The following is a 22,118-nucleotide window of genomic DNA, read 5'->3' as shown; positions in this document are numbered from 1 at the left end:
CCGCGCGGAGGCACAGGGCCGGACGGCCATGGGGGCGCATGCGGGCTGCCGCAACGGACGGCGTCAGCCCGCGGGGTCGTACTGGAACGCACGCACCTCCTGCGCGCAGCGGCAAGCGGCCGCGATCCTCGCGGCCCATCCCAGAGCCGCCTCGCGAGAGGGCAGATCCAGCACCGTGTAGCCGCCTTCGAGCTGCTTCGTCTGCGTGTAGGTGCCCTCGGTCACGGTTCCGTCGCCATCGACCATGACGGGCGCCACGCTTTCATCAATCCCGCCGCTGAACACCCACACGCCGGCATCCCTCGCCTCCCGCACCACCGCGTGCGCGGCATCCGAAACTGCCTGCAGGTCCTCGTCGGGAAAAACCATGGCTGCACTCGGGAACGAGATGAGGTACTTCGTCATTGTGTCGACTCCTTGATCGCACTTCACGGATGGAATCCATCCTCGCCAATGGGCGCGCTACGCGAAAGCCCCCAAGCTCCCGCACGTCATCCGCAGCGTCCGGCGCGTACAATTGGACCACGAGCCGGTCCGCTTCACGCCCCACATCGTCAAGGAAATTCATGGACCCGCTGGCCTGCTTTCCACAAAAAAGCCCGGCACCGCCTGTCCCCATTCCGCGCAGGGTGGGGAACCAGGATTAGACGCGTCGTATCCCTCGTGCAACACCCCCGGCAGCACCGCCACACGGCCCCATGGAACCCCCAGCGTTCCTTCCCCATGGCAGCAGGCCAGCACGCCCCCGGGCCGGAAGTCGGTGAACAGATGATTGATGTGAAAGAGCCGCCCCCGGACACCCTGGTCCGGGCCATCCAGTCGGGCCGCCTCAAGACGGTCCGGCGAATCTTGCGTCACCACCCCGACATGGCCCGGACCAGGTTCGCAACGCCGGACCCCCACGGTGCAGCCCGGACACTCCTGCACATAGCGACCTGCCCGCCCGGGCACTACCCCCGCTGCGCCGAGACCATCGCCGCGCTGGCGGCGGCGGGGGCGGACGTGAATGCGCGCTGCACGGGGAGCTTTCCCGAAACGCCGCTGCACTGGGCCGCCAGCTGCAATGACATCGAGGCGCTCGAAGCCCTGCTGGACTCGGGTGCGGACATCGAGGCTGCCGGCGCCGTCGTGGACGGCGGAAGTCCGTTGTCGGACGCCGTCGGGTTTGGCCAATGGCAGGCCGCCCGGGACCTGATCGACCACGGGGCCCACATGACGTTGCGCGAGGCCGCGGCCTTGGGCCTGCGCCAGCGCATCCGGGACTGCTTCGCCGACGGCAGGGCGCCCTGCCAGCAGGAGATCAACGACGGGTTCTGGCACGCCTGCCACGGCGGCCAGCTGGTTGCCGCCCACTACCTTCACCGCCAGGGGGCCGACATCAACTGGCGGCCGGACTGGGAGGACCTGACGCCGCTCGACGCGGCCCGGCACGGCAACGCTGCGGACCTAGCCACCTGGTTGCAGGCCCTGGGCGCGCTCAGCGCCGCGGACCGCCCCGCCGGCTGGGAGCGGGCGCGGCCCGGCTAGTCCCGCCCATGGCCCTATGCTGGTGCCATGACGAAGACGTCGATCCTTTCCGCTGCCACCCTGCAGGACAGGCTGGCCGCCACCGGCTACCTGGCCGACGACGGCCTGGCCACCATCGGATACCTGGCCCTGGCCATGGAGCGGCCGCTGCTGCTCGAAGGCGAACCGGGAACGGGCAAGACGGCGCTGGCCGAGTCCCTCGCGGAGGCGTTCAGTCTGCCGCTGATCCGGCTCCAGTGCTACGAGGGCATCGATGCCTCGCAGGCCCTGTACGACTGGGACTTTACGGCGCAGATCCTGCACCTGCGCAGCGTGGAGGCCGGCGGCGGCTCCGGCCTGAGCACGGCGGAGCTGGAAAGCAGCCTGTACGATAAGCGGTTCCTGCTGGCCAGGCCCATCCTGAAGGCGCTCCAGGAAAGCCCGGCAGTGCTGCTGATCGATGAGATCGACCGGGCCGACGACGAGTTTGAGGCGTTCCTCCTCGAGGTCCTCTCCACCTACCAGGTGTCCATACCGGAGTTTGGCACGGTCAAGGCGGACACGCCGCCCATCGTGGTCCTGACCTCGAACCGCACGCGCGACCTCCATGACGCGCTGAAGCGCCGCTGCCTCTACCACTGGATCGACCACCCCGGACTGGCCCGCGAGGTGGAGATTGTGCGCACGCGCCTCCCCCAGGTGCCCGCGCTGCTGGCCGCGCAGGTGGTGCGCACCGTCCAGCAGATCCGCGCCACCGACGGCGTCCTCAAGCCCCCGGGCGTCGCCGAAACCCTGGACTGGGCTCGGGCCATCCACCAGCTGGGACGCGCCGAGCTGGACCTGGCGTCCGCGGCGGCGAGCATCGGCGCCCTGTGCAAGTACCGCGAGGACACCGAGCGCGTCACGGCTGCGCTGGCCAGGATGCTGGGGTGACCGTGCCGGTCCATGGATGGAACACTGGTGTGGTCGAACACAGCGCGGAGGAGATCCTGCTCGCCTTCGCCTCCGCAGTGCGCGCGGCCGGCGTCAAGGTCACGGCCGACCGGGCCCGCAGTTTCGTCGACGCGGTGGGCCGGCTCGACGTCGGCCGGCGACCGGACGTGTTCTGGGCCGGCCGGGCCACGCTGTGCGCCGCCCCGGACGAACTTGGGGCCTACCAGCGCACCTTTGAGGCGTGGTTTGCCCCCGAACCTTCGACGGCGGCCACCAGGGACACCGCCGCCACCACCGTCAGCGAGGCCTCCCTAGCGGACGACGCCGGTCCCTCCGACGGGGCGAAGGAGACTGTGCGGGCCGTCGCCAGCCGGCGCGAGCTGCTGCGGCACCGCGATGTGGCCACCCTGGACGCGGCAGGAAAAGAACTGCTGCGCCGGCTGTTCGCCGAACTGCCGGTCCGGCTGCCCACCCGTCCCAGCCGGCGCCGGCAGCTGAACCCGCACGGGGACATCGACCGGGTCCGCACCCTGCGCGAGCAGCTGAGGCGCGGCGGGGAGCCGGGTCCGCTGCGCCGGGCGCGCGCTCCGCGGCGGCTGCGCCGGATCGTCTGGCTCATTGACGTCTCGGGGTCCATGGGCCCCTACGCCGACAGCCTGCTCCGGCTGGCACACCGCGTGGTTGCCGAGGCGCCGCACGGCGTGGAAGTGTTCACGCTCGGCACGCGGCTGACCCGGGTGACCGGCGCCCTGCGCCTGCCGGACGCCGACGACGCGCTGGGCGTGGCCGGGCGGACCGTGCCGGACTGGTCCGGCGGGACGCGCCTGGGCGAGGTGCTCCGGGCGTTCAACGACCGGTGGGGGCAGCGGGCGGTGGCACGCGGCGCCGTCGTCGTCATTGCCAGCGACGGCTGGGAGCGGGGAGACCCCGCGCTCCTGGGCCGGCAGGTGGAACGCCTGCACCACGTGGCACGGCGGATCATCTGGGCCAACCCGCACCGCGGGAAGCAGGGGTACCAGCCCGTGCAGCAGGGCATCATGGCCGTCCTGCCGCACGTTGACCACTTTGTGGACGGCCATTCACTGAAGAGTTTCGAGGAGTTGTTGGGCGTGGTTGCCAATGCGTGAGGTGTTGAAGGACCTGGGTGCCGCACTGGCGGCGGGACAAACGGTGGGGCTGGGCACGGTGGTGCGCACCTTCCGCTCGGCACCGCGGCCGGCCGGCGCGTCCATGATGGTCGACGCCGACGGCCGGGCGGTGGGCTCCGTCTCGGGCGGCTGTGTGGAAGGCGCGCTGTACGACCTCGCCACGCGCGTGGTGGAGGACGGCACGCCAGTGCTCCAGCGCTATGGCATCTCCGACAACGACGCCTTTGAGGTGGGCCTGACCTGCGGGGGCATCCTGGACGTCTTTGTGGAGGCGGTCTCGCAGGAGAGCTTCCCCGAGCTGCAGGGCGTGGCCGACGACGTCGACGCCGGTGTCCCGGTGGCCGTGGTCACCGTCATTGAACATCCCGACCCGGCCTGGCTGGGACGGCACCTGGTGGTGCACGCCGACGGATTCTCCGGCTCGCTGGGCTCGGACCGGGCCGACCACGCCGTCAGCGACGACGCCCAGGGGCTGCTGGCTGCCGGGCGGAACTCAACCCTGATGTACGGCCCGGACGGCGAGCGGCGCGGGGACGGCATGCGGGTGTTCGTGGTCAGCTTCGCGCCCCAGCCGCGCATGCTGGTCTTCGGGGCCATCGACTTTGCCGCGGCGGTGGCGCGGCAGGGCAGCTTCCTGGGGTACCGCGTCACGGTATGCGACGCCCGCGCGGTGTTCGCCACCAAGGCCCGCTTCCCCGTGGCCGACGAGGTGGTGGTGGAGTGGCCGCACCGCTACCTGCAGGCCCAGATCGACGCGGGCCAGATCGATCCGCGCACGGTGATCTGCGTCCTGACGCACGACCCCAAGTTCGACGTTCCGCTGCTGGAGGTGGCCCTGCGCCACGACGTCGCCTACGTGGGCGCCATGGGCTCGCGCCGCACCCACGACGACCGGCTCGACAGGCTCCGGGAGGCGGGTCTGGCAAAGGAGGAACTGGCACGGCTCTCCAGCCCCATCGGCCTGGACCTGGGTTCCCGCACTCCCGAGGAAACAGCCGTGTCCATCGCCGCGGAAATCATCTCCCTGCAGTGGGGCGGCAAGGGCGGACGGCTCAGCGAAATGGACGTGCGCATTCACCACGAGCCGCTCACCGACGCCGCCCGCGAGGAGCCGGCAGCGGAATCCGGCGCACCCTAACTAAAAACCCTACGGTGGGGTAACGTGGCTCACATCAGGGCTGGAGCGGCAGTCGTGCGCCGCTCCACGGTTTCAGCTGGACGCAGTGACACATTCAGCTGGACGCAGTGACACAAAGGAGATCTCAATGGCGAGTTCCAAGACGATCACCGTCGAAGTTGACGATGTGAGTTACACCGACGACGTCGAGCCGCGGCTCTTGCTGGTCCAGTACCTGCGTGAGCGGCTGGGCAAGACGGGCACGCTGGTTGGCTGCGACACCACCAACTGCGGCGCCTGCACCGTCCACCTGGACGGGGTCAGCGTGAAATCGTGCACCATGCTGGCCGTGCAGGCCGACGGGCACCAGGTCACCACCATCGAGGGCATGGCCACGGACGGAAGGCTCGCCCCGCTCCAGGAAGCCTTCCACCAGTGCCATGCCCTGCAGTGCGGCTTCTGCACTCCCGGCATGATCATGCAGTCGGCCTCGCTCCTGACGGAAAACCCGCACCCGAGCGAGCAGGAGATCCGGGACGGGCTGGAAGGCAACCTCTGCCGCTGCACCGGCTACCAAAACATTGTGGCCGCCGTGAGGAGCGTGGCTGACGGCACCGTGTACGGTGATTCCGGCGTGTCCACGACCGTGGGCGAGACCGAAACGGCAGGTGTGTCATGACTGCCACCACTGAAGTCGGCGGCACCGGAGCAAGCCGCCCCGAAGTTGGCAAAGCCAGATTGCGCAAGGAGGACCGCCACCTGGTCACGGGACGCTCACGCTTCACCGACAACATGGTGCTCCCGGGCATGCTGCACCTGGCCATGGTGCGCAGCCCGTTCGCGCACGCGAAGATCACCGCCGTCGACACGGCCGCGGCCAAGTCCTCCCCCGGCGTCGTGGCCGTGCTTACGGGCGCGGACGTGGCCGGCGAGCAGGGCAGCGTGCCCAACGTCTGGCCCATCACACCTGAGCAAAAGGGACCGGACCACCCGTCCATCGCCGTCGACGAGGTCGCCTTTGCGGGCGAAGTGGTCGCCGTGATCGTGGCACGCACCGCGGCAGCCGCGCGGGACGCCGTCGAACTCGTGGACGTCAGCTATGACGAGCTGCCGGTGGTCATGGACCTGGAAGAGGCCTTCACGGACAAGGTCCTGGCCCATACCTCGCTGGAGTCCAACCTGTCGGCCACGTGGGTGTTCGACTCGGCGGAGGCGGGGACGGGAAGTTCCGTGCAGGAGGCCATCGACAACGCCGAGGTCCTCATTGAGCGCACCTTCTACCAGCAGCGCCTCATCCCTGCCTTCATGGAGCCCCGTTCCATCGTCGTGGACCCGACCGGCGAGCAGGTCACCATGTGGTCGTCCACGCAGGTGCCGCACATTGCGCGCCTCATGGTTGCCCTGACGCTGGGCATCCCCGAGAGCAAGGTTCGCGTCATCGCCCCCGACGTGGGCGGCGGATTCGGCGGGAAGCTGCAGGTGGTGCCGGAGGAGTTCATCACCGTCATGGCGGCCCGGCGTACCGGCAAGCCGTGCAAGTACACTGAAACGCGCAGCGAATCCCTGCAGGCCGGCCACCACGGCCGGGCACAGGTGCAGCGGCTCAAGCTCGCCGCAAGGAAGGACGGCACCGTCACCGGCCTGTCCGTCAACCTGCTGGCCGACATGGGCGCCTACCTGGGCCTGATCGGCTCCGGGATCCCCATCCTCGGGGCCTTCATGTACAACGGCATCTACAAGTTCCCGGCCTACCGCCTTGAATGCAACAACATCTTCACCAACAAGGCCTGGACCGGCGCCTACCGCGGCGCCGGACGGCCGGAGGCCACCTTCGCCGTTGAGCGGATGATGGATGAACTCGCCACGGAACTGGGCATGGACCCGCTGGCCGTGCGGGAAACGAACTGGATCCGGCACGAGGAATTCCCCTTCACCACGGTGGCCGGGCTGGAATACGATACCGGCAACTACGAAGCCGCCACGTCGAAGGCCGTGGACCACTTCGACTACGAGGGACTGCGGGCCGAACAGAAGCGCCGCCGGGACGCCAACGACCCCGTCCAGCTGGGCATCGGGGTATCCACGTTCACGGAGATGTGCGGCCTGGCCCCCTCCCGGGTGTTGGGGGCGCTCAACTACGCGGCTGGAGGCTGGGAGCACGCCCAGGTGCGGGTGCTGCCGACCGGCAACATCGAAGTCGTCACCGGAACTTCCCCCCATGGCCAAGGCCACGAAACGGCGTGGAGCCAGCTGGTCGCGGACAAACTGGGCGTGCCGTTTGAAAACGTCGAGGTGCTCCATGGGGACACGCAGATTTCCCAACGCGGCCTGGACACTTACGGTTCGCGCTCGCTGGTGGTCGGCGGCATGGCCGTCCTGGCCGCGGCGGACAAGGTCATTGAAAAGGCCAAGGCCGTGGCGGCGCACCTGATGGAGGCCAGCGAGGAGGACATCGAATTCGTGAATGGATCCTTCACGGTCAAGGGCACTGAGCAGTCCACGGCGTTCGGGGATGTCGCCTTTGCCACGTTTTCAGCGCACAACCTGCCGGACGGCTTCGAGCCCAACCTGGACTCGGACGCGACCTTCGACCCCGCCAACTTCTCCTACCCGCACGGCACCCATCTGGCCGCCATTGAGGTGGACACCGAGACGGGGCATGTGGGCATCCTGAAGTATGTGTGCGTGGACGACGTCGGCGTGGTGGTCAATCCTCTCCTTGTCGAGGGACAGGTCCATGGCGGCCTGGCCCAGGGCATTGCGCAGGCCCTCTACGAGGAGGCGGTGTACGACGATGCCGGCACGCTCGTCACGGGATCCTTTGTGGACTACCTGGTCCCCGGCGCCGCGGACCTGCCGCACTACATCACGGCCCGCACCGAAACCCCGGCCACCAGTAACCAGCTGGGCGCCAAGGGCGTCGGCGAGGCGGGCACCATCGCCTCCACCCCGGCCATCGTCAACGGCATCCTGGACGCCGTGCGGCACCTGGGCGTGAAGGACATCAAGATGCCGTGCACGCCGTCGCGCGTATGGCATGCATTGGAAGAAGCCAAGACCACCGGAGGTGTGCGATGATCCCGAGCGCTTTTGACTACGCCGCACCGGCCACCGTGGAGGAGGCGCTGGGCCTGCTCGCGGCGGCCGACGCCGCGGGGGACGACGTCAAGGTGCTGGCCGGGGGCCAGAGCCTGCTGCCCGTCATGAAGCTGCGCATGGCCGACCCGTCCATGGTGGTCGACCTGGGCCGGATTGCGGGCCTCTCCGGCGTCACGGACGACGGCGATTCGCTCCTCATCGGCGCCATGACGCCCCACCACGTCATCGCCACCGATCCCCTCGTCGCGCAGCATGTGCCGCTGCTGGCCCGCGCCGCCGCGACGGTGGCCGATCCCCAGGTGCGCCATCGCGGCACCCTTGGCGGTGCCCTGGTGCATGCGGACCCGGCAGGCGACATGCCGGCGCCCGTGCTGGCCACTGGTGCCACCTTCGTGATTGCCGGCCCGAACGGGAAACGCAGCGTGGACGCGGCGGATTTCTTCCAGGGCTACTTCACCACCGCGGTGGAGGAAGGCGAGATCCTCACGGCGATTCGAGTGCCCAAGTACACCGGCTGGGGAGCCCACTATGAAAAGTTCACGCGCGTGGCCCAGCAGTGGTCCATCGTGGCCGTTGCCGCGCTGGTCCGGATGGAGGGCGGCACCATCGCCGAGGCCCGGATCGGGCTGACCAACATGGCCAGCACCCCCTTGCGCGCCACAGCGGTGGAGTCCGCGCTCGCCGGCGCCCCGGCGACCGCCGACGCCGTCGCCGCGGCAGCTTCCCACGCGGCGGAAGGCACCGACCCGGCGAGCGACCTGAACGGCGACGCCTCCTACAGGGCGCACCTCGCCCAGGTGCTCACCAAGCGCGCGGTGCTGGCCGCCATGGGGCTTTAGGGCCGGGACGGACGGGAAACCATGGAACTCAAGCACCATTTCAGCGTTCCCAGCCCGCTGGCGGATACGTGGCACGCCTTCAACCAGTTGGAGGAGATTGCCCCCTGCTTTCCCGGCGCGGTCCTCACCTCCGTGGAGGGAGACACGTTCACCGGGACGGTCAAGGTCAAGCTGGGGCCCATTGCCATGGTCTACTCCGGCAAGGGCGAGTTCACCACCCGCGACGAGGCCACGCACACGGTGGTCATCGAGGCGCAGGGGAAGGACAAGCGCGGCAACGGCACGGCGGGGGCCACCGTCACCGCCGTCCTGGCGGCCGACGGGGGCGGCACGACGGTGGATGTCAGCACGGACATGAACGTCACCGGCAAGCCGGCGCAGTTTGGCCGCGGCGTCATCCAGGACATCTCGGACAAACTGCTGGAGCAGTTCGTGCAGTGCGTCATCGACAAGGTGGGCCAGCCGGTTGAGGAGCCGCCGGTGGACGTGCCTCCGGAGGAAGCGCGGATGGGGAGCGAGACCCAGGAGACCGGAATTCGACAAGCTCAACCACCGGCACCAGCGCAGGCGCCGTCCCAATCAACGGCAACGGAGCTGGACTTGGGCCCGGCCATGTGGCCGGTCCTCGCCAAACGCTTCGCCCCGGCGGCCCTGGCAGTGCTCGGCGCAATCGCCCTGGGCGTCTGCCTTGGCAGGCGCAAGGGCCGACGCCCGTAGGCGCAAGGAAAGGGCACCGCGCACGTCCGGCGGTGCCCCTTCCCTTGTTGCCGCCGCTACCGGTCAGTTGATGTCGTACTCCCGGTAGGCGTGCCCGTCCAGGGCGTGCATCACTATGTGCGACGGCCTGTCGCCGCACTCGGCGTGCGCCGCCGCGACGGCTTCCTTTTGGCTGTGGAACTGCTCGTGCTGGGTGGTGCGGAACTTGTGGAGTTCCCACTTCATCCCGTCCGCGCCGTCGCACGGACGCACGTGGTAGACAGATCGCCGGACGGCCTTCTTCTCAAGCGTTGCAGTGGGCATGGGTACCTCCTGGGTTGTTCTGCAAACTTGCACAGGGCTCAACCGCTCCCACACAAACGCAGCCATCGCCCTCCCTCCAGTTCACTCCTGTGTGCCGGGAATGACAAGTGCCGTTTGTGTGCCGGGAATGACAAGGGCCGTTTGCCTGCCCAGCTGCCTGTGGCAGCGGGTGGATGGCCCGTTGCCACGGGCCTGGGCCGCCAGCTTCCAGACCGCGTCGAGGTCCCCGGCCGTGCAGTACCTCCAGGACCTTGCTGAGGATGGCGGCCAGCCTCGTTGACCTTCTCGTAGGCCTCGGCCTGCGCGGCTATTCCCGCGGCACCGGCCAGCCCCCTGGCTTCCGTGGACTCGGCCTCGGGCTGGCCCAGGAACTTGATGACGGCGCCCTCGGCCTGGCCCTTGGCCTCGATGACGGCGGCGTCGGCATTACCGCGGGCCATGTTCGACGCGGCATCCGCTTCGGCTGCGACGCGGTCGCCCTCGGCGGTGAGCTTGCGCTTGGCCAGTTCCACCGTTGCCTCGATCTCGGCCGCCTCCGAAGCGCGACGGCGTTCCTCCAGTTTCGCGTCGGCCAGCTGGATGAGCCGGTACTTCTCGGCGTCGACCGGCATGCGGACCTCCGTGTCGAGCTCCTTTTCGCGCAGTTCGGCACGGCGCAGGGCCACCTGCTGGTCGTGGATGATGACCTGCTCGTTTTGCTGGGCGGCGGCCAACGGGCCGGCCGCGTCCGCCCGGGCCTGGCGGACGTCGGCCACCTCCTTCAGTTCCGCCCGCTTGATGATCAGCTGCTGCTGGGCCAGCGCCACCTGCTCTTCGGCGATCGCCGTGGCCTGTTCAGCCTCCTGCAGCGACTGGGCCTCGGCCATTTTGGCCCGTTTTTCGGCAAGGGCCGCCTCGGGGCGGCCCAAGTTGTCCAGGTACCCGGAGAAGTCGTCCACGGACTGGATCTGGAACGTGTCGATGACCAGGCCCTGGTTGTGCATGGAGTGCTCGTCCTCCTCCTTCACGCTCTAGGCAAAGCTGGCGTGGTCCTTGATGATGGACTCCACCGTCAGCGTGCCCACGATGGAGTGCAGCGAACCGGACAGCGTTTCCTGCGTGTAGTGGTCGATGGCGTCCTGCTGGTTCAGGAAGCGCTGGGCCGCCTTGCGGACCGAATCGGCGCCGCCGCCGACCTTGACCTGCGCCACGCCCGTGAGGTGGAGCTTGCTGCCGTTCTGCGAAATGCCCTCGATCGTCAGCGACACCTGGCGTGAGGCCAGCGACAGATAGGCGCGCTGGGTGAACGGGTTGATGAAGATCCGGCCAAACACCACGCGCTGGGTGTTGGGGTCCGGCTGGCTTTTGTTGTCCCTGGAGGAGATGACCAGGGCCTGGCCGGGGCTGGCGATGTGCAGGGCCATCCGGGAGATGACGGCGGCGGCGAGCAGCAGCCCAACCAGTGCGGCCTGCCCAATGAACAAGGGGATGAGAGTGAGGATCATGGGGTCCTTCAGGCGTTCGTCGTGGGTCGCCTCGGCTGCGCGGTGCGAAGGCCGCGCGGGCGGCCGTCCTGTGCAGCCCACGTTTGATCCTACGGAAGTTCCCGCAATAATCCACTCGATGGATTTTGAAGCGGCAACCAGTCCGCCATCGAGGCGCGCAGGTGATCCGCCTGGTCGATCACTGACCCGCCAGGCGCCGGCGGACCATGTCGGAGACCGCCTTGCCGTCAAAGCGGCCGGCAATCCTGGGCGTGATCGACTTCATGGCCTGGCCCATCTGGCGCAACGTCAGCGGCTCACCGGCCGCTTCGAGCTCAGCGATGACGTCCTGGACAATTCCCTCGGCCTCAGCATCCGACAGCGGCCGGGGCAGGTATGTTTCGATGACCTCGGCCTCGGCAATCTCGGCCTCCGCGCGCGCGGCTTCGCCGGCTTCCGTGTAAATGGCGGCCGTCTCGCGGCGCTTGGCGGCTTCCTTTTGCAGGAGGAAGGTCACCTGAAGGTCGTCGAGCTCCACAGGGGCCTTGCCGGACTTCTCCCGGGTTTCAATCTCTCCCAGAACGTTGCGGACTGTCGCCAGCGCGACCTTGTTGCCGTCCTTCATGTGCGCGACGACGTCGGCCTTCAACTGCTGCTTGAGAGTGGACATGGTGCTCCTTTGATGGGCGTGAGGTGGCACGGCCACCGGCTGGTGCCATTATCCCCCGGCCGCGACTCCCGGGCCCCAACAGACCGGAGCGGGTGTATGCTTTTCGACGTGAGTCTGCCTGTCTGTTACACGGTGCCCGCGGGGCGTTCGGAGGTTGTCGGCGTTGTGTTCGCCGACGCCAGATAGCGCCGTTTCCCTTCCGGTGGTCCAGCCGCGCCGCGATGCGGCGTGCACGGTCCGCGCCCCGGGCCTGGGGGACGCTGACGATCCCGGCCCGGTCCATCCGATCAACGCCCCGTGTCCAGCCGCGGCCGCTTGCGTGCCCCTTCTGGGCGTCTGGGCAAAACAGACTAGGCAATCCCATGCTTCCCATGACCGAACCCGACCTTCGGGAATCCTTTATCAACGCCTCCCGCCGCGAGCGGACCGAGCTGACCCTGCCGGACGACTTTGGCGCCCTTGACTGGAGCAGCCTGGACTTTCTGGGCTGGCGCGACGCCAAGCTGCCCGCCGTCGGCTACGTCGTCGGCGTTTCGGCCGGCCGGCTGGTGGGCGTCATGCTCCGGGAGGTGAACGGCAGGACGCGTTCGCGGCCCCAGTGCTCGTGGTGTGAGGACGTGCTGCTGCCCAACGACGTGGTGTATTTCAATGCCAAGCGTGCCGGCAAGGCAGGCCGCAACGGCAACACTGTCAGCACGCTGGTTTGCGCAGGGTTCGAATGCTCCGCCAATGCCCGCCGCCTGCCGCCACTCCCTTACCCCGGGTTTGACTTGGAGTCGGGGCGGAAGCGGCGGATTGTGGAGCTGCGCGGCAACTTCGAGAACTTTGTGCAACGAATCAACGACGAAAAGTAGCGGTGCGGCATGCGGCCCGGCCTCCACCGGCCGCATGCCGGTGGATTTCTGTGAGTCTCATCGGTTCCCTTTCCGCATGATTGGCAGGCGCGTAATCTTGAATTGATGCCCCAGGCACCATGCGGACTGCCTTAGGCAGAATTATCCAAGGGACGCATCATGATGATTAGCAGCGACGCAGCCGCCTTATCCTCCCCCGGCACGGCCCGAGAACCGGCGCCTGCCGGACAGGCCCCGAAACATGCGCGGGGCGGTGCGGCCACATGAACCAGTATCGATGTGCCTGGTTGTTGCTGTGCCGGTCCGTCGCCGTGGTGGGTGCCTGCCTGGCGGTGCTCATCTATCCGTTGGCGTCAGCGGTGGCGCTGTGGTGCACTGGTGCCGTGGTGGGGTGTGTCCTGACGTATGCCCGCCGTACAGCGGCCGATGTACCGGCGCCCAAGGCCCGCACGATGCGAAAGGCCGGCATGAATGCCCTGTCCGCCGGGGTTGCGGTCTTGGCCGTGGCCGGATTCACGGTGGTCCTCAACGGATGGGTTTGGGCCCTTATTCTGGTGGCGGCGGTCACGTCGCCATGGGCCATCGAGCGCTTGCTTCGGCACACACCGCCCAGCCCGGACGCAGACGGGCGCCCGGCGCCCGGTGCGGCCGAGTCTGCAGGCGTGCCGGACATCCCGGTCCAGGCAGCCACCTTCGCGCCTTCTGTCCAGGCGCTTGACGACGCGGACATTTGCCAGGCCTGGCGCGGGAGCTATCGGTGGCTCGAAGTCGCACCCACCCTGGCACTCCAGGCGTACATCGTCGCCCTGCGGCAGGCCTATCTCGATGAATTGGACAGGCGCGATCACGACGGACTGGAGGCCTGGCTCGATTCGCGGCCCCGTCCCCGCGGCGGGCCCGACAAGTTTCTCCACCACGGCACCGACGGCCACCACCTGTCCGCCTGAATCCCCTGCGGCGGACCCCAACCGTCCCGGTCCCGAACGGGCTTGCCGCACCACGCTGCCCGCTGAAAGCGGCTAGGCTCAGGGTCAGGTACAACTCCCCCTCTTCCGCAAAGGACGCCATGACAGCGAATAGCCACGGGCCGGCCAGGCTCGCCGCCGTCGTCATCAACCCCGTCAAGTCCCCCGGCAACGGTTTTCGGGCGGAATTTCAGGCCCTCTGCCGCGAGGAAGGCTGGGCCGAGCCGCTTTGGCTGGAAACCACCGAGGACGACCCCGGCGCGTGGCAGGCGCGGCAGGCCCTGGAATCCGGGGCCGACGTCGTCATTGCCGCCGGCGGCGACGGCACCGTCCGCTGTGTGGCGGAGGTGCTCGCGGGAACCGGGACAGCCATGGGCCTGATCCCGCTGGGGACGGGGAACCTGCTGGCCCGCAACCTGGGCATCGGCGTGGCCGACCCCATCGGCGCAGCCCGCGACGTCCTTGCCGGCGCGGACATCGCCGTCGACGCGGTCAAGGCGCACCTTGACCACGCGGAGGACGGCCAGCTCTTCCTCGTCATGGCCGGCCTTGGCTATGACGCGGCCATCATGGCCAACACCGTCGACGGCCTCAAGGACCGCGTGGGATGGCTGGCCTATGTGGAGGCGGGCATCAGGCACCTGCCGGGCAGGCCGGTGCGGGCCCGGATCAGGATCGACGGCGGGCCCGAAGTCAGGCGCCGGATCCGCAGCGTCCTCGTGGGAAACTGCGGGCAGCTGATGGGTGGGGTGGAAATTTTCCCCCAAGCCAGGGTCGACGACGGCGTGCTGGACCTCGTGGCCCTCTCACCACGCGGGCGCTTCGGCTGGTTCAACGTGGTGGCGGGCCTGTTTGGCCGGAACCAGGACAAGAACCGTTCCGTGGAGTACCTGGCCGGCAAGTCCGCAGAAATCATCCTGGACGACCCGCAGGAGTTTCAGCTCGACGGCGACCACTTCGGCTCCGGCAAGCACCTGCTCGTCACGGTGGTACCGGGGGCCCTGACCATCAGGACCTCGGCTTCACGGGCGGAAGCCGGGGTCCTGGGCTGACCTCCAGCCTTGTGCATGGGTGCTTGTGGCCTGCCTGGTGGCGACTTCGGGCGGCTACCGGCCCCCCGCAATCTTGCGGCTGCGCTGCTCCAGGGCCATGGGTCCGTAGGGGTACACGCCGACAGCGGGCCGGCTCACCTCCGCGAGCCTCCGCGTTTCCTCATCGGAGAGCTCCAGCTGCGCCGCGGCCAGGTTGTCCGCCAACTGGTCGGTGGTGCGGGCGCCCAAGATCACGGACGTGACGGCGGGCCGCCCGGCCAGCCACGCCAGCGCCACCTGGGCCGGGCTGGCATCGTGGGCCTTGGCGATCTCGTCCACCGCACCGATCACGTCCCAGGTGTGGGGGTTGTCGTTGCGTTCCTGCCAGGCCTCCATGCCGCGCTGGGGGTTCTCACCCAGCCGCGTTGCCCCCGCCGGCGGCACGTCACGCTTGTACTTGCCGGACAGCCACCCGCCGCCCAGCGGCGACCACGGCAGCAGGCCGATCCCGGCGTCCAGCGACGCCGGAACAATCTCGGACTCAATGTCGCGGACCAGCAGGCTGTACTGCGGCTGCAGGGTGACAGGAGTGTTCCAGCCGTGGGCCCTCGCGAGGTGGACGGCCTTGGTCAGCTGCCAGCCCGTGAAGTTGGAAAAGCCGTAATAGGCGATCTTGCCGCGGCTCACTGAGTCATGCAGGAAGCGCAGCGTCTCTTCCAGCGGCGTGATGGGGTCCCAGGCGTGCATTTGGTAGAGGTCGATCTGCTCCACGCCCAGACGCCGGAGGGAATCGTCCAGCGCGCGGGTCAAATGCCGGCGGGAGGTGCCGACGTCGTTGGGGGAATCTCCCATGGGGAAACGCCCCTTCGTGGCGATGACCACCGAGTCGCGTGCCTCGGGGCGCTTCGCGAGCCACCGGCCAATGATTTTCTCGGACGTCCCGGCGCTGTAGACATCCGCCGTGTCAATGAGGTTGCCGCCGGCGGCCACGTAGCTGTCCAGAATGGCGTGGGAGGCGTCCTCGGCGGCCTCGGCCCCGAACGTCATGGTGCCCAGCGCGTAGTTGGAAACCACGGCGCCGCTGTTGCCCAAAGTGCGGTATTGCATGATGCTCCTCAAGTGGTCGATGGAGGTGCCGGAGATGCGGATCGCGGCAAGGCTGCCGGTGCCGCGGCACTTAATCCACCTTAGGCTGCCGGACGTTCCCTGTGCGTGGCCCTGCCGGTCCTAGGTTCCCGCGCGCAACGCCGTGGCCGCGAAGGTGGTGTAGTGCATCGTGAAGTGCCCGCCGAGCGAATCGACGGCGCTGCCGGCGGCCTCCAGGATGTCGGCCAGCTGCGCGGCCGGCAACCGGGTGAGGCCGCCTGTGGTGGGCAGCAGGTCCAGCCATTGGGCCCGGGTGTAGGGTCGCTCCCACTCGAACTGCCATTGCCCCGGTTCCCGGAACCGGCCGGTCGCCAGGATCGAATCGACCACCTTGGCGTACAGCGCCTGATACGTCCCCAAGGGGCGGCGGGCAGGCTGGCTGCTCAAGGGCGAATCGGGGGCGGCCCGCCTGAAGGCGGCGGCAAACGGTTCGGCCACCTCGGCGGGCGGCTCAAATGCGTGCCCGAAGATCGCCAGGCGGCCGGACGGGCGCAGCACCTCGGCGGCCTTCAGCGCACCGGCCACCGGATCCACCCAGTGCCAGGACTGCGCCGCGATGACGACGTCGAATGTCCGCCCTGCCGGTTCCCAGGCTTCGAACGTCGCCGTCTCGACCGGCAGCCCCGCGGCCCGGGCAAAGCCGGCCATCCGCGCGTCGGGCTCGACGCCGAGCACGGTGCAGCCGGCTGCCTGGAACTGGCGCGCCGCAATGCCCGTGCCGCAACCGACGTCGAGCACCGTGAGGCCGGGGCTTCCGCCCAGAATCCGCGCAACAAGTTCTTCGGGGTAGCTGGGCCGGGCCCGGTCATAACGCTGCGCGTCGGTGCCGAACGATTCGGCGACCGCCCGTGCCTCATGCAGGGCCGCTGACGGCGGCCTGGGTTGCTTCCGCGGCGGACTCGGCATGCGCCCAGAATAGTGGGCGCTTGCCCGCGTGGCAACGGCGCGACCTATGCGGCCCGACTCACGACATAGCGCCGCGCGCCGGTGCGATTCCACCCAGGGCTTCCGGCCCCGTCACGACGGCCGCATGGACGCGGCGGCACGCTCGCTGCAGGCGCAGCGAGGGTGCCGCCGTCGTCCCTTCCGGGGAGGGCGGGTTATCTGCCGAGTTCAGCCGTGGGAACCTTGAAGGTCTCCTTGGCCGTGGCCGCGGAGACCGCGGCGATGAGACAGATGACGCCGGTAAACAGGCTGATTTGGACCCATCCGCCCGGCTTGATGCCGCCCATGGCGGTTACGATGGCCGGGGCAAATCCGGCCATCAGGAAGCCGATCTGGGTGCCGATGGCCAGGCCGGAGAACCGGACCCTGGTGCTGAACATTTCACCGTAGAACGACGGCCAGACGGCATTGGCGGCGCCATAGCCGAAGGCAAAGAACAGGATGGAGACGAGGAACATCAGCGGCACGTTCCCCGAGTCCAGGGAGAGCAGGAACAGCGGGGTCATGACCGCGCTTGCCAGGGCGCCGTAGATGAAGACCGGCTTGCGCCCGATCCTGTCGGCGAGCTTGCCGAACAGGGGCTGGGTGCCAAGGGCCACGGCATTGGCGGCAACCACCAGCCACAACGTAATGGTGTTGTTCACGTGAGCCACGTCCTGGGCGTACTTGATGGCCAGGGCGCCAAAGACGGTGCTGACGGCGGCGATGAAGGCACAGCAAATGACACGCAGCACGTCGCGCCAGTGGTGCTTGAGGAGTTCGGCAATGGGCAGCTTGGCAATCTGGTGGTTCTTCTTCGCTTCCGCGAAGGCGGGCGGCTCGGCCAGCGAGCGGCGGATGAAGAAGGCAATGACCACCACGATGGCGCTGATCCAGAACGGGATGCGCCAGCCGATGCCGTACTTGATGTCGTCCGGCAACGCCACCACGGGGATGAAGATCAGGGCGGCAAGGATCTGCCCGCCCTGGGTGCCGGTCAGCGTCCACGAGGTGAAGAAGGAGCGCTGGTGGTCTTGCGCGTGCTCCAGCGTCAGTGACGAAGCGCCTGCCTGCTCTCCGGCTGCCGAGAGTCCCTGGCACAGGCGGGCCAGCACGAGCAGGATCGGTGCCAGCCACCCCACGGTCGCAAAATCGGGGAGGCAGCCGATGATGAACGTGGATCCACCCATCAGGACCAGCGTAAACAGCAGGACCTTTTGCCGGCCCATCCTGTCGCCAAAATGCCCGAGTATGACTGCCCCGAACGGCCGGGCAACATAGGCGAAACCGAACGTTGCAAACGACATGATGCTGGCATTGGCATCGGCGCTGGGAAAGAAGACATGGGGAAAGATCAGCGCCGCGGCGGATCCGAAAATGAAGAAGTCGTAGTACTCGACAGCGCTGCCCAAAAAGCTGGCCAGCGCGGCCTTTCTGGGCGTACCCGCTTCAGCGGCGGCGCCGGTAGTGGTCAGGGGCATGGTTTGTCTCATCGGTTTCCTTAGGTGACATCAGTGTCTCAAACGCTGGTGAATCAAACGTGAATTCTGTCGGCTTCGTTCCCACATCGTGGCAACGGTTTGTGCCATGTAGAAATCATGACTGTGATCGGGGACACTTGTCAAGGGTTGCTTCCAGCATCTAGTCACAGCTCCCACATTGTGGCAATATATGACCATGACTGTGATCGCTGACACGAAGACCGACATGATTGGCAAGGCCCTGGGGCTGCTGGTGCTGCTGGGCGACGAGCCCCGCGGGGCAAGCGCCTCCGAACTCTCCAAGCTCGCCCGGCTGCCCTTCAGCACCACCTATCGGCTGCTCGGGTCCCTGACCCGTGACGGATTCGTCGACTACGATCCGGCGGGGCGCCTGTACCGCCTGGGCCTGCGCGTGTTTCAGCTGGGCCAGCAGGTTTCGAACCACCATGGGTTCGCGGGAACCGCCATGCCCATTCTCCAGCGCGTCACCGATGTCACCGGCGAGGCCACCATCCTCTCGGTGCGCGACGGCGACCGCCACCTGACCGTCAGCAAGGTGGACGGACCCCGGACCTTCCGGGTGACCAGCGATCCGGGCCACCTTGGCCTGCTGCACACCACGTCCGTCGGCAAGGTGCTGGTGGCGTTTGCCCCGCCCGAGGACCGCCACCGGCTCGTCGAGGAGCTGGAATTGACGGCCCTGACGGCCTCGTCCATCACGGACCGGGACGCGTTCCGCGGGGAGATCGCCCGCGTGCGGGAGCTCGGCTACGCCGTCATGGATGAGGAAAACGAGGTGGGCATGCGGGCGGTCTCCGTACCGGTCATGAACGCCCAAGGCACCGCCTTTGCGTCCCTGGCCATCGCCGCGCCGATATTCCAGCTGACGGTGGAGGAGCTGCTGGCGCATCTGCCGCTGCTGCAGTCCGCTGCCGCGGAGCTGGCCGCCAAGCTGCCGCACCGGTAACCACTCGAAGTTCGTCATACGAACTTCTGTGCAATCTACGAACAACTGCTGTAGAGTAATTCACGTCACCGTTGGGGCCGTCCGGAGGGGAAACCTTCCGGCGCCCGGCGGCGTCAATGCCAAAGGAGTGTCACACATGAGTAGTCGAGCCGAATCGTTTCTGCTGGGCTTGATCGGCGAAGGTGTCCTGCCGTCGCTGACGCCCGCCCTGCACGAAGGCGAGGCGGACCGACAGGGGCTGCGCCTGCTCTACCGCCCCATCGACCTGCTGGAGGTCGGGCTGTCGCCGGCAGCCGTCGGCGACCTGCTCGAGGCCGCGGCCCGCCTGGGCTTCAACGGCCTTAATGTCACCCACCCCTGCAAACAGCTCGTCGTGCCGTTCCTGGATGCGGTCTCCGAGGACGCACGCCGCCTGGGCGCCGTGAACACGGTACTCATCCAGGACGGCCGCTTCATGGGCCACAACACCGACTTTTCCGGCTTCGGCTCCGCTTTTGCCGCCGGGCTGCCGCACGCGGCGGTCCACCGGGTGGTGCAGCTGGGTGCCGGCGGGGCCGGGTCCGCCGTCGCCTACGCGGTGCTGGGCGCCGGAGCGCAGACGCTGGACCTGGTGGACGTCGACGCCGGCCGCGCCGCCGACCGCGCTGCCGAGCTCCGCCGGTTGTTCCCGGACCGCACCGTCACGGGCCGGGGCACCGCCGAACTGGCCAGGCTCGTGCCACAGGCCGACGGCCTGGTGAACTGCACGCCCATGGGCATGAAGGAACACCCGGGCGCATCCTTCGACCTGGAACTGCTGACGCCCCGGCACTGGGTGGCGGACATCGTCTACCGCCCCATCGAGACCGCGCTGGTGCAGTTTGCGCGCAGCCGGGGCTGCCAGGTCCTCGACGGGGGCCGCATGGCCGTGGGCCAGGCCGCGGACGCATTCCGCCTTTTTACCGGCAGGGAAGCGAATGCCGTCCGCATGCGCGCCCACTTCCTGGACCTCATTGCCAAGGAGGGCAGCGCCCTGGAGGGCATTTCCCACCAAGGCAGCGCACAGGAAAGCGACAGCCGTCTGAGCCGGGCGGCCGGCTGATGCGCACAGGAATCGCCACCGTGTGCCTGTCGGGAACCCTGCAGGAAAAAATGGCCGCCTGCGCCAAGGCCGGCTTTGACGGGATTGAAATCTTTGAACAGGACCTGGTCACCTCCGCCATGAGTCCGGAGGAGGTCCGTTCCCGGGCCGCCGGCCTTGGCCTGACCCTTGACCTTTACCAGCCCTTCCGCGACTTCGACGGCGTCGACGACGGGCTGCTGGCCGCCAACCTGCGCCGGGCGGCCGCCAAGTTTGACTTGATGGGCCGGCTCGGCATCGACACCATCCTGGTGTGCTCCAACGTGGCCACGGCAACCCGCGGGGACGACGACGTCCTGGCAGCCCAGCTCTCCCAGCTCGCCGAGCTCGCCGGCCGCCACGGCGTCAAGGTGGCCTACGAGGCCCTGGCCTGGGGACGGTACGTCAACGACTTTGAACACGCCCACCGGCTGGTCCAGGCCGTGGACCACCCAAGCCTGGGCACGTGCCTGGACTCCTTCCACATACTCTCCCGCGACTGGGACACGGCCCCCATCGAAAAGATGGACGCGTCGAAGATCTTCTTCGTCCAGGTCGCCGACGCGCCCCAACTGTCCCTGGATGTGCTGTCGTGGAGCCGCCACTACCGCGTGTTCCCCGGCGAGGGGCAGTTCGAGCTGGCCAAGTTCATGGGGCACCTGGCCCGCACAGGCTATGACGGCCCCGTCTCACTGGAGATCTTCAACGACGTGTTCCGGCAGGCGGACGTTGAGCGGACCGCCGTGGACGCCATGCGGTCGCTGGTGTGGCTGCAGGAGCAGGGCGCTGCCTGGCTGGCCGGCCAAGGCGAAACACGCAGGCTTCCGCTGCGCCTGGACACGCTGCCGCGCGTCCCCGAGCCCACCGGCTTCAACTTTGCCGAAGTCAGGGCCGCGGACACGGCCGCGCTGGAGGCGCTCCTGGCCCAGCTGGGATTCACCTCGCGGGGCCGCCACCGCACCAAGGACGTCCAGCTGTGGACCATGGGGCAGGCCCGTCTGGTCATCAACGAATCCGCCCCAACCGACTCGGAGCCGGCCATCTCCGCCGTCGGATTTGACGTGGAAAACCCGCTGCTGGCCTCCTCGCGCGCCCAACAGCTCAAGGCGCCCGTGGTGCCGCGCAAGACCCAGGCCGACGAGGAAGTGTTCCAGGGCATCGCCGCCCCCGATTCCACGGAGATCTTCCTCTGCCAGGGCACTCCCGACGGCACGGCCGCGTGGACCGGCGAGTTCGGCCCGGAACCGGCAGGACGCAGCGGCGGGGGAAGCGCCGTCATCGACCACGTGAACCTGGCCCAGCCATGGCAGCACTTTGACGAGGCCGTGCTGTTCTACAGCAGCGCCCTGGCCCTGACCGCGCAACCCTTCGCGGAAGTCCCGAGCCCCACCGGCCTGGTCCGGTCCCAGGTCATGGACACCGCCGACCGGGCCGTGCGCCTGGTGCTGAACCTTGCCCCGCTCATCCAGCAGGGTGACGGCGCCAACAGGGCCTACCAGGAGCACGTCGCCTTCGCGGTGGAGGACCTGGTGGCAACCGCCCGCGCCGCCAAGAAGCGCGGACTGCGTTTCCTGCGCATCCCGGCCAACTACTACGAGGACCTGGCCGCCCGCTTCGACCTGGAGCCGGGCTTCCTTGACACCCTGAGGGAGCTGGACCTTTTGTACGACCGTGACGCCGACGGCGCGTTCCTGCACTTCTATACGGCCACCGTGGGCAGCGTCTTTTTTGAAATGGTGGAGCGGCGCGGAGGCTACAACGGCTACGGGGCACCCAACGCCCCGGTCAGGCATGCGGTGCAGTACGACCTGCGCCAGGCGGGAACCTAGGCAGCAGCCGCCCCGGCAGCAAACCAA

Annotated in this window: 22 protein-coding genes; 14 read left to right on the top strand and 8 right to left on the bottom strand. The window is 68.3% G+C overall.

What is annotated here, in order from left to right:
• Positions 1 to 63: 63 nt before the first annotated feature.
• A complete protein-coding gene (locus tag DMB86_RS10600; RefSeq protein ID WP_113717744.1) occupies positions 64 to 405 on the bottom strand; it encodes a YciI family protein in 342 nt (113 codons plus the stop codon).
• A gap of 363 nt (positions 406 to 768) precedes the next feature.
• Here DMB86_RS10600 and DMB86_RS10595 point away from each other — a divergent pair, with 363 nt between their 5' ends.
• The 8 genes from DMB86_RS10595 to DMB86_RS10560 all read left to right on the top strand — a co-directional run bounded on the left by DMB86_RS10595 (position 769) and on the right by DMB86_RS10560 (position 9,359).
• Positions 769 to 1,527 (top strand): ankyrin repeat domain-containing protein, encoded by a 759-nt coding sequence (locus DMB86_RS10595; protein ID WP_113719483.1) that lies wholly within the window; start codon positions 769 to 771, stop codon positions 1,525 to 1,527.
• A 27-nt stretch (positions 1,528 to 1,554) separates the two neighbouring features.
• Positions 1,555 to 2,439, top strand: a complete 885-nt coding sequence (locus DMB86_RS10590) for an AAA family ATPase (RefSeq protein ID WP_113717742.1) — start codon at positions 1,555 to 1,557, stop codon at positions 2,437 to 2,439.
• 29 nt (positions 2,440 to 2,468) lie between these two features.
• Positions 2,469 to 3,566, top strand: coding sequence for a vWA domain-containing protein (locus tag DMB86_RS10585; protein ID WP_113717739.1), 1,098 nt, complete (start codon positions 2,469 to 2,471; stop codon positions 3,564 to 3,566).
• Positions 3,559 to 4,725: an XdhC family protein gene (locus DMB86_RS10580; protein ID WP_113717738.1), complete on the top strand. Its 1,167-nt coding sequence runs from the start codon at positions 3,559 to 3,561 to the stop codon at positions 4,723 to 4,725. The genes DMB86_RS10585 and DMB86_RS10580 overlap by 8 nt, the downstream gene beginning before the upstream one ends.
• 127 nt (positions 4,726 to 4,852) lie before the next feature.
• On the top strand, positions 4,853 to 5,383 hold the full coding sequence (locus tag DMB86_RS10575) for a (2Fe-2S)-binding protein (RefSeq protein WP_113717736.1): 531 nt from the start codon (positions 4,853 to 4,855) through the stop codon (positions 5,381 to 5,383).
• Positions 5,380 to 7,782, top strand: coding sequence for a xanthine dehydrogenase family protein molybdopterin-binding subunit (locus tag DMB86_RS10570; RefSeq protein WP_113717734.1), 2,403 nt, complete (start codon positions 5,380 to 5,382; stop codon positions 7,780 to 7,782). The genes DMB86_RS10575 and DMB86_RS10570 overlap by 4 nt, the downstream gene beginning before the upstream one ends.
• Entirely contained in the window at positions 7,779 to 8,642 is an 864-nt protein-coding gene (locus DMB86_RS10565; protein WP_113717732.1) for an FAD binding domain-containing protein, read from the top strand. Before DMB86_RS10570 ends, DMB86_RS10565 begins: the two co-directional genes overlap by 4 nt.
• Before the next feature lie 21 nt (positions 8,643 to 8,663).
• Positions 8,664 to 9,359, top strand: a complete 696-nt coding sequence (locus tag DMB86_RS10560; protein WP_113717730.1) for an SRPBCC family protein — start codon at positions 8,664 to 8,666, stop codon at positions 9,357 to 9,359.
• Between the two features lie 63 nt (positions 9,360 to 9,422).
• On the opposite strand, the gene DMB86_RS10555 is transcribed toward DMB86_RS10560, so the two are convergent.
• The 4 genes from DMB86_RS10555 to DMB86_RS10540 all read right to left on the bottom strand — a co-directional run bounded on the left by DMB86_RS10555 (position 9,423) and on the right by DMB86_RS10540 (position 11,795).
• Positions 9,423 to 9,662, bottom strand: a complete 240-nt coding sequence (locus DMB86_RS10555; RefSeq protein WP_171814448.1) for a DUF2188 domain-containing protein — start codon at positions 9,660 to 9,662, stop codon at positions 9,423 to 9,425.
• Between the two features lie 38 nt (positions 9,663 to 9,700).
• A complete protein-coding gene (locus tag DMB86_RS10550) occupies positions 9,701 to 10,669 on the bottom strand; it encodes a flotillin family protein (RefSeq protein WP_113717726.1) in 969 nt (322 codons plus the stop codon).
• Positions 10,670 to 10,672: 3 nt separating this feature from the next.
• The gene (locus tag DMB86_RS10545; RefSeq protein WP_171814447.1) at positions 10,673 to 11,227 is read right to left on the bottom strand and encodes a flotillin family protein; all 555 of its coding nucleotides are present in this window, start codon (positions 11,225 to 11,227) and stop codon (positions 10,673 to 10,675) included.
• 97 nt (positions 11,228 to 11,324) lie between these two features.
• Positions 11,325 to 11,795, bottom strand: a complete 471-nt coding sequence (locus DMB86_RS10540) for a GatB/YqeY domain-containing protein (protein ID WP_113717723.1) — start codon at positions 11,793 to 11,795, stop codon at positions 11,325 to 11,327.
• Positions 11,796 to 12,157: 362 nt separating this feature from the next.
• Between DMB86_RS10540 and DMB86_RS10535 the strand changes: the two genes are divergently transcribed.
• The 3 genes from DMB86_RS10535 (at position 12,158) to DMB86_RS10525 (ending at position 14,666) form a co-directional block, all read left to right on the top strand.
• On the top strand, positions 12,158 to 12,649 hold the full coding sequence (locus DMB86_RS10535) for an FBP domain-containing protein (protein WP_113717722.1): 492 nt from the start codon (positions 12,158 to 12,160) through the stop codon (positions 12,647 to 12,649).
• A gap of 263 nt (positions 12,650 to 12,912) precedes the next feature.
• Positions 12,913 to 13,596: an MFS transporter gene (locus DMB86_RS10530; RefSeq protein ID WP_129545515.1), complete on the top strand. Its 684-nt coding sequence runs from the start codon at positions 12,913 to 12,915 to the stop codon at positions 13,594 to 13,596.
• Between the two features lie 119 nt (positions 13,597 to 13,715).
• Positions 13,716 to 14,666: a diacylglycerol/lipid kinase family protein gene (locus DMB86_RS10525; protein WP_113717719.1), complete on the top strand. Its 951-nt coding sequence runs from the start codon at positions 13,716 to 13,718 to the stop codon at positions 14,664 to 14,666.
• A 54-nt stretch (positions 14,667 to 14,720) separates the two neighbouring features.
• Here the strand turns inward: DMB86_RS10525 and DMB86_RS10520 are convergent, their stop codons facing one another.
• From DMB86_RS10520 to DMB86_RS10510, 3 genes are all read right to left on the bottom strand, one after another.
• Positions 14,721 to 15,752: an aldo/keto reductase gene (locus tag DMB86_RS10520; RefSeq protein ID WP_113717717.1), complete on the bottom strand. Its 1,032-nt coding sequence runs from the start codon at positions 15,750 to 15,752 to the stop codon at positions 14,721 to 14,723.
• A 120-nt stretch (positions 15,753 to 15,872) separates the two neighbouring features.
• Positions 15,873 to 16,697 (bottom strand): class I SAM-dependent methyltransferase, encoded by an 825-nt coding sequence (locus tag DMB86_RS10515; protein ID WP_113717714.1) that lies wholly within the window; start codon positions 16,695 to 16,697, stop codon positions 15,873 to 15,875.
• 194 nt (positions 16,698 to 16,891) lie between these two features.
• Entirely contained in the window at positions 16,892 to 18,208 is a 1,317-nt protein-coding gene (locus tag DMB86_RS10510) for an MFS transporter (protein WP_113717712.1), read from the bottom strand.
• A 184-nt stretch (positions 18,209 to 18,392) separates the two neighbouring features.
• Between DMB86_RS10510 and DMB86_RS10505 the strand changes: the two genes are divergently transcribed.
• The 3 genes from DMB86_RS10505 to DMB86_RS10495 all read left to right on the top strand — a co-directional run bounded on the left by DMB86_RS10505 (position 18,393) and on the right by DMB86_RS10495 (position 22,091).
• On the top strand, positions 18,393 to 19,163 hold the full coding sequence (locus DMB86_RS10505; RefSeq protein ID WP_113719482.1) for an IclR family transcriptional regulator: 771 nt from the start codon (positions 18,393 to 18,395) through the stop codon (positions 19,161 to 19,163).
• Positions 19,164 to 19,299: 136 nt separating this feature from the next.
• The gene (locus DMB86_RS10500) at positions 19,300 to 20,244 is read left to right on the top strand and encodes a shikimate dehydrogenase (RefSeq protein ID WP_113717710.1); all 945 of its coding nucleotides are present in this window, start codon (positions 19,300 to 19,302) and stop codon (positions 20,242 to 20,244) included.
• On the top strand, positions 20,244 to 22,091 hold the full coding sequence (locus DMB86_RS10495; RefSeq protein ID WP_113717708.1) for a bifunctional sugar phosphate isomerase/epimerase/4-hydroxyphenylpyruvate dioxygenase family protein: 1,848 nt from the start codon (positions 20,244 to 20,246) through the stop codon (positions 22,089 to 22,091). Before DMB86_RS10500 ends, DMB86_RS10495 begins: the two co-directional genes overlap by 1 nt.
• Positions 22,092 to 22,118: the final 27 nt, after the last annotated feature.

The sequence above is a fragment of the Arthrobacter dokdonellae genome (genome assembly GCF_003268655.1).
GTDB lineage: Bacteria > Actinomycetota > Actinomycetes > Actinomycetales > Micrococcaceae > Specibacter > Specibacter dokdonellae.
The sequence above is the reverse complement of the archived record's forward strand: the minus strand, read 5'-3'. Positions and strand labels throughout refer to the sequence as shown.

Coding starts and splice junctions, on each gene's coding strand:
- DMB86_RS10560 (WP_113717730.1), top strand. CDS start 8,664: ATGGAACTCAAGCACCATTTCAGCGTTCCCAGCCCGCTGGCGGATACG.
- DMB86_RS10590 (WP_113717742.1), top strand. CDS start 1,555: ATGACGAAGACGTCGATCCTTTCCGCTGCCACCCTGCAGGACAGGCTG.
- DMB86_RS10530 (WP_129545515.1), top strand. CDS start 12,913: ATGAACCAGTATCGATGTGCCTGGTTGTTGCTGTGCCGGTCCGTCGCC.
- DMB86_RS10525 (WP_113717719.1), top strand. CDS start 13,716: ATGACAGCGAATAGCCACGGGCCGGCCAGGCTCGCCGCCGTCGTCATC.
- DMB86_RS10580 (WP_113717738.1), top strand. CDS start 3,559: ATGCGTGAGGTGTTGAAGGACCTGGGTGCCGCACTGGCGGCGGGACAA.
- DMB86_RS10575 (WP_113717736.1), top strand. CDS start 4,853: ATGGCGAGTTCCAAGACGATCACCGTCGAAGTTGACGATGTGAGTTAC.
- DMB86_RS10570 (WP_113717734.1), top strand. CDS start 5,380: ATGACTGCCACCACTGAAGTCGGCGGCACCGGAGCAAGCCGCCCCGAA.
- DMB86_RS10595 (WP_113719483.1), top strand. CDS start 769: ATGATTGATGTGAAAGAGCCGCCCCCGGACACCCTGGTCCGGGCCATC.
- DMB86_RS10600 (WP_113717744.1), bottom strand. CDS start 405: ATGACGAAGTACCTCATCTCGTTCCCGAGTGCAGCCATGGTTTTTCCC.
- DMB86_RS10535 (WP_113717722.1), top strand. CDS start 12,158: ATGCTTCCCATGACCGAACCCGACCTTCGGGAATCCTTTATCAACGCC.
- DMB86_RS10510 (WP_113717712.1), bottom strand. CDS start 18,208: ATGAGACAAACCATGCCCCTGACCACTACCGGCGCCGCCGCTGAAGCG.
- DMB86_RS10540 (WP_113717723.1), bottom strand. CDS start 11,795: ATGTCCACTCTCAAGCAGCAGTTGAAGGCCGACGTCGTCGCGCACATG.
- DMB86_RS10565 (WP_113717732.1), top strand. CDS start 7,779: ATGATCCCGAGCGCTTTTGACTACGCCGCACCGGCCACCGTGGAGGAG.
- DMB86_RS10555 (WP_171814448.1), bottom strand. CDS start 9,662: ATGCCCACTGCAACGCTTGAGAAGAAGGCCGTCCGGCGATCTGTCTAC.
- DMB86_RS10520 (WP_113717717.1), bottom strand. CDS start 15,752: ATGCAATACCGCACTTTGGGCAACAGCGGCGCCGTGGTTTCCAACTAC.
- DMB86_RS10495 (WP_113717708.1), top strand. CDS start 20,244: ATGCGCACAGGAATCGCCACCGTGTGCCTGTCGGGAACCCTGCAGGAA.
- DMB86_RS10500 (WP_113717710.1), top strand. CDS start 19,300: ATGAGTAGTCGAGCCGAATCGTTTCTGCTGGGCTTGATCGGCGAAGGT.
- DMB86_RS10505 (WP_113719482.1), top strand. CDS start 18,393: ATGACTGTGATCGCTGACACGAAGACCGACATGATTGGCAAGGCCCTG.
- DMB86_RS10515 (WP_113717714.1), bottom strand. CDS start 16,697: ATGCCGAGTCCGCCGCGGAAGCAACCCAGGCCGCCGTCAGCGGCCCTG.